This is a genomic window from Oceanibaculum pacificum, assembly GCF_001618175.1.
Taxonomy (GTDB): Bacteria; Pseudomonadota; Alphaproteobacteria; order Oceanibaculales; family Oceanibaculaceae; genus Oceanibaculum; species Oceanibaculum pacificum.
Genome location: NZ_LPXN01000084.1, coordinates 1 through 5747, shown reverse-complemented (window position 1 = coordinate 5747; position 5747 = coordinate 1). Strand labels below are relative to the sequence as shown.

Here is a 5747-nt window from a genome sequence, read left to right as displayed (position 1 = left end):
GCGGCGTCTCGAAGGACACGGGTGGCGGTATGAATCGGGGACAGTAAGAACGGCGGCTCAGGCCGCGATGGCGTCGGGGACGAAGAAGGAATCGGCGTCGAAGCGGCGGCCGGCGCGCAGGCAGAAGGCCGGGCGCAGCAGCTGTTCGCTGATCACTTCCGCGCCGGAATTGTCGGACAGCTTGAAGCGGCCGGTCTCCATCTTCAGCACGCTGATATCGGCCTCGCGGCCCGGCTGCAGCGTGCCGAGCTGGTCTTCCATGCCCAGCAGCTTCGCCGGGTTGGAGGTGACCATGGCCACCACCTGCTCCAGCGGCACGCCCAGATGCAGCAGCTCGGTCATGGCGATGGTCAGGTTGAACGGGGCGACGCCGAAGAACGGGTTGCTGTCGCGGTCGGTTTCCTCGTTCGAGTTCGGCACCTGGACGTTATAGCCATGCATGTCCGCGCCCAGCGTGAAGGGCACGATGCCGGCATCCAGCACCCGGCGCGCCGCGTCGAAGCTGAAATGCGAGCCATGGCCGACATCGACATGCAGCCCGCCCTGATGCACCGCCTCCAGCAGCAGCGGATGCACCGCGCCGGTCTCGGAGACGAAGCCGCCGGGATGGCGGGTGAAGGGATGGGCCAGGATGTCGCCGGCCTCGATGATCGGCATCAGCTCGCGGATCAGCTCGTCCGGGTCCGGAATCGGCGCTGAATCGGCGGTCGGCCAGAGCTGGCCCAGATGGATGTAGAGCGGCAGCTTCAGCTCGCGGGAGATCTGCTTGCCCAGCTTGATCACCTCGACGCCCCAGCGCGACTGTCCGCCGATCTCGGCATGCGCCTTGATGCCCTTCACGATGTCCAGATTCAGCCGCGCGGCGCGCACCGTATGCTCCACATTCACGCCGTTCGGGCCGTACAAATCCGGGTAGAGATGGCCTTCCAGCCCGCCGACGAGGTAGCTGGAGATGTAGCACAGCACCCGCGTGGCCGACGGCTCGACGATGAAATTGCGGAAGCCGCCGATGGTCATGCAGCTCGGCCCGCCCTGGTCGATCACCGTGGTGACGCCGGAGCGCACGCCGACCATGTCCGGGTTCAGCCCGAAGCGGCCGGTGACATGCTGGTAGACATGGGCGTGGGTGTCGATCATGCCCGGCAGCACCATCAGCCCGGCGGCGTTGATGCGCTGCTTGGCCGGGGCGGCGGAAAGGTCGGGCTCGATGGCGGCGATCCGCCCGTCGGTGACGCCGATATCGAAGCGGCCGTTCCGGCCGGCGGCGGGGTCGATCACCGTGCCGTTCAGGATCAGCGTGTCGAATGCGGGCCGCTCGCTCATGATCGCCTCCTTGAATGCCGCGACGCCGGAAGCGCCGAAAAGGCGGCAAACCGGGCCCTTCGAAAAAAGTTGTAATACAGAATGTTGTACTTAAACTCTTTTAAAAAGCTGGGCCAGTGGACCCGGCCTGTCAAGGCCAATAAGGCCGCATGGGGAGGGCTTGTCTTGACGCAAAGTCGGAGGAGCCGCTATGAGTACGGGGAACGAGGGGAAGGCGACCGGCAAGGGCGTCGGCGCACGCCTGCTGCGGCGCGAGGATGACCGCTATCTGCGCGGCCGTGGCCGTTTCATCGCCGATATGCGCCTGCCCGGCATGCTGGAGATGGCCTTTGTGCGCAGCCCGCTGGCGCATGCCCGCATCCGCGGCGTGACCAAGCCCGCCGAGGGCGGTGCCAGCGTCTTCACAATCGACGACCTGGCCGGGGTGAAGGGCATCAGCGCCAATTCCGGCCTGCCCGGTTTCCGCAGCTCGACCCAGCCGGTGCTGGCCCAGGGCAAGGTACGCCATGTCGGCGAGCCGGTCGCCGCCTGCCTGGCCGAGAACCGCGCCCTGGCCGAGGATCTGGCCGAGCTGGTCGAGATCGATTTCGAGGAGCTGCCGGCGGTCCACGACATGACCCGCGCGCGCGATGCCGACGCGCCGCTGCTGCACGAGCATTGGGACGAGAACGCCTTCCTGGAATCCACGGTCGATATCGGCTTCGAGGACGCTGCGCGCGACGCCGCCGTGGTGGTGACGCGCAGCTTCCGCACCGCCCGGCAATGCATGGCCCCGCTGGAGGGGCGCGGGCTGGTCGCGGTGTGGGACCGGCATCTGGAGATGCTGACCATCCACAGCGCCACCCAGATGCCGCATGTCGTGCGCACCGGCATCGCCGATTGCCTGGGGCTGGACCAGGGGCAGGTGCGCATCGTCGCGCCGGATGTCGGCGGCGGCTTCGGCTATAAGGGCATCCTGCTGGCCGAGGAAGTCGTGGCCGGCTGGTTGGCGATGAAGCTGGACCGGCCGATCCGCTGGATCGAGGACCGGCGCGAGCATCTGACCGGCAATGCCAATTGCCGCGAGCATTCCTACGAGATCACCGGCTATGCCGGGCCGGACGGCGAGCTGCTGGCGGTGGATTGCCAGGCCATCGTCGATTCCGGGGCCTATTCGATCTATCCGTTTTCCGCCTGCCTGGAGGCGGCGCAGGTTGCCAGCATCCTGCCCGGCCCGTACCGCATGCGCGGCTTTCGCTGCAAGACCTGGGCGGTGACCACCAACAAGCCGCCGATCCTGCCCTATCGCGGCGTGGCGCGCACCGGCGTGTGCTTCGCCATGGAACTGCTGCTGGACGCTATCGCCCGCGAGCTGGGCCTGCCGGCGGAGGATATCCGCCGCCGCAATCTGGTGACGGCGGACCAGATGCCCTTCACCAACATCACCAACAAATATTTCGACAGCGGCGACTATCCCCAGGCGCTGGAACGCGCGCTGGAGGCCATCGACATCGACGGCGTGCGCGCCCGGCAGAAGGACCAGTCGGGGGCCAAGCGCATCGGCGTCGGCTTCTCGCTGTTCTGCGAGCAGGGGGCGCATGGCACCTCGGTCTATCACGGCTGGGGCATTCCGATGGTGCCGGGCTTCGAGCAGGCGACCGCGCGGCTCACGCCCGATGGCGGGCTGGAGCTGCGCGTCGGCGTGCACAGCCACGGCCAGGGGCTGGAGACCACGCTGGCGCAGATCGCGCATGAGGAAATCGGCATCGACCCAGCCAAAGTTAAGCTGGTGCATGGCGATACCGCCTATACGCCCTATTCCACCGGCACCTGGGGCTCGCGCTGCGCGGTGATGGCCGGCGGCGCGGTCGGCACGGCGGCGGCCGTGCTGGGCGACCGCATCCGCCGCATCGCAGCCCACCTGCTGCAGGCCCGGCCGGAGGAGGTGATCCTGACCGACGGCTTCGCCAAGGTAGGCAGCGCGGCGGTCTCCATTGAGGAGGTGGCGCGCACCTGGTATCAGAAGCCGCAGCTTCTGCCCGATGATGTCGACCCGCGCGGGCTGGAGGCGACGGAAGGTTACAAGACGGTGCGCGACACCGGCACCTTTTCCTATGCCTGTCACGCCGTGGTGGTCAGCGTCGATCTCCAGCTTGGCCATGTCGAGCTGCTGGATTACGTGATCGTCGAGGATGCCGGCACCATGATCAACCCGATGATCGTTGACGGCCAGGTGCAGGGCGGGCTGGCACAGGGCATCGGCACCGCGCTGTTCGAGGAGATGCAGTTTGATTCCTCGGGCCAGCCGCTGGCCTCCACCCTGGCGGATTATCATCTGCCGGTGGCGTCCGATATCCCGCGCACCCGCATCCTGCACATGGAAACCCCGTCGCCGATCAGCCGCTTCGGCCAGAAGGGCATCGGCGAGAGCGGCGCTATCGGCCCGCCGGCCGCCATAGCCAATGCGGTGAACGATGCGCTGGCGTCGCTGGGCGCCGAGGTCAACCAGATACCCCTGACGCCGGAGCGCGTGCTGCGCGCCCTGGCCCAGGGCAAGGCAGCCGCCGAATGAAGCCCGCCGTTTTCGATTATCTGGCTGGCGACTCGCTGGCCGACGCCAAGGCGGCGCTTTCCGCCGGGGTCAAGCCGATGGCCGGCAACCAGTCGCTGGGGCCGATGCTGAATCTGCGTCTGGCGCGGCCTGGCCGGCTGGTCGATATCGCCATGCTGCCGGAGCTGCGCGCCGTCGCCGAAACCGCCACCGGCCTGAGGCTGGGGGCGGCGATCACCCATGCCGAGATCGAGGATGGCGAGGCGCCGGACCCGACCGGCGGCTGGCTGCGCGAAGCGGCGGCGGGTATCGCCTACCGCGCGGTGCGCAACCGCGGCACGCTGGGCGGCAGCCTGGCGCATGCCGACCCGGCCGCCGACTGGGCCATCGTCATGACCGGCCTGAATGCCACGGCGATCATCGACGGCCCGGCCGGCCGGCGCGAGATCGCCATGGCGGATTTCATTACCGGACCTTTTGCGACGGCGCTGGGCGAGGGCGATCTGCTGGTCGCCATCGAGGTGCCGAAGCCGGGGCCGGATGCCCGCTGGGGCTATTGGAAATTCTGCCGGCAAATTGGCGAATTCGCCAAGGCCAGCGCCACGGTGCTGGTCGATCCCGCGAAGCACGTCAATCGCTGCGTCCTCGGCGCGCTCGGCCGCCAGCCGCTGGTGCTGGCAGAGTCGCAGGCGGTGATCGAGGGGCGGCTGAGCCCCCGCGACGCGGTTGCACAGGCCCTGCCCGGCTGGCCGCCGGAAGCGCTCGCCCTGCATGCGACGGCCCTGGAACGGGCGCTGGCCCAGGCGAACGGAGAATAAGATGAGCCAGCACGAGATCACCCTGACGCTGAACGGCGCGCCGGTCACCAAGCCGGCCGAGCCGCGCACCCATCTGGCCGACTTCCTGCGCGAGGATCACCTGCTGACCGGCACCCATCTGGGCTGCGAGCAGGGCGTGTGCGGGGCCTGCACGCTCTATGTCGACGGTCGCCCTGTGCGCTCCTGCATCACCTTCGCCGTGGCCTGCGACGGGGCGTCCGTGCAGACCGTGGAGGGGTTCGAGGACGATCCGCTGATGGCGCGGCTGCGCGCCGCCTTCAGCCGGCATCACGGCTTGCAGTGCGGCTTCTGCACGCCCGGCATGCTGGCCACCGGCTACGACATCGTGCGCCGCCTGCCGGATGCCGACGAAGCCCGCATCCGGCGCGAGCTGTCGGGCAATATCTGCCGCTGCACCGGCTATGCCGGCATCGTCGCGGCGATCCAGGATGTGCTGGCGAACGATCCGCCGGCAGCGCGCCTGACGCCCCTGCCGCGCCGTCAGCGCGCGGCGGTCTCGGCGGCGGCGGTCGAGGCGGTGGCCCCCACCGCCGTGACCCGGCCGGCGGAGCCGGTAACGGAAGTCAAGGACGGCGTCGGCCTGTCGCGCAGCCTGGTGCTGGACGCGCCGGCGGACCGGGTCTGGCCGGTGCTGCGCGATATCCCGACCGTGGTTTCCTGCATCCCCGGCGCCAGCCTGGACGGGCCGGTCGAGGATGGCCGGGCGCAAGGCGTATGCACCGTGGCCATCGGCCCGATGCGCGCGACTTTCCGGGGCACGGCGCAGGTGACGCTGGATGATTCCACGCAGCAGGGCCGCGTGGTCGGCAGCGGGCGCGACGGGCTCAGCCGCTCCACCCTCGACGGGGCGCTGGATTTCGTCCTAGAGGCGCTGCCCGATGGCCGGTCGCGGCTCGATCTGTCGATGCTCTATGCGCTGAAGGGGCCGCTGGCCCAGTTCGGCCGCCCGGCGCTGGTGGCGGAGATCGCCGACCGTGTCGCCGTCATGCAGTATGGCAAGCTGGTGGAGTTCGGCGAGGCCAAGCAGATATTGCGCAACCCGCAGCACCCCTATA

4 protein-coding genes are annotated in these 5747 nt (G+C 68.9%); 3 read left to right on the top strand and 1 reads right to left on the bottom strand.

Going from position 1 to position 5747, the window contains the following annotated elements:
* Positions 1–57 precede the first annotated feature (57 nt).
* A complete protein-coding gene (locus tag AUP43_RS05955) occupies positions 58–1323 on the bottom strand; it encodes an amidohydrolase/deacetylase family metallohydrolase (RefSeq protein ID WP_067553771.1) in 1266 nt (421 codons plus the stop codon).
* 190 nt (positions 1324–1513) lie between these two features.
* On the opposite strand from AUP43_RS05955, the gene AUP43_RS05950 reads away from it, so the two are divergent.
* The 3 genes from AUP43_RS05950 to AUP43_RS05940 form a co-directional block, all read left to right on the top strand.
* Positions 1514–3874 (top strand): xanthine dehydrogenase family protein molybdopterin-binding subunit, encoded by a 2361-nt coding sequence (locus tag AUP43_RS05950; RefSeq protein WP_067553769.1) that lies wholly within the window; start codon positions 1514–1516, stop codon positions 3872–3874.
* A complete protein-coding gene (locus AUP43_RS05945) occupies positions 3871–4671 on the top strand; it encodes an FAD binding domain-containing protein (protein WP_067553767.1) in 801 nt (266 codons plus the stop codon). The genes AUP43_RS05950 and AUP43_RS05945 overlap by 4 nt, the downstream gene beginning before the upstream one ends.
* A 1-nt stretch (position 4672) precedes the next feature.
* Positions 4673–5747: 2Fe-2S iron-sulfur cluster-binding protein (locus AUP43_RS05940; RefSeq protein WP_067553765.1), on the top strand; the 1075-nt coding region annotated here is incomplete at its 3' end.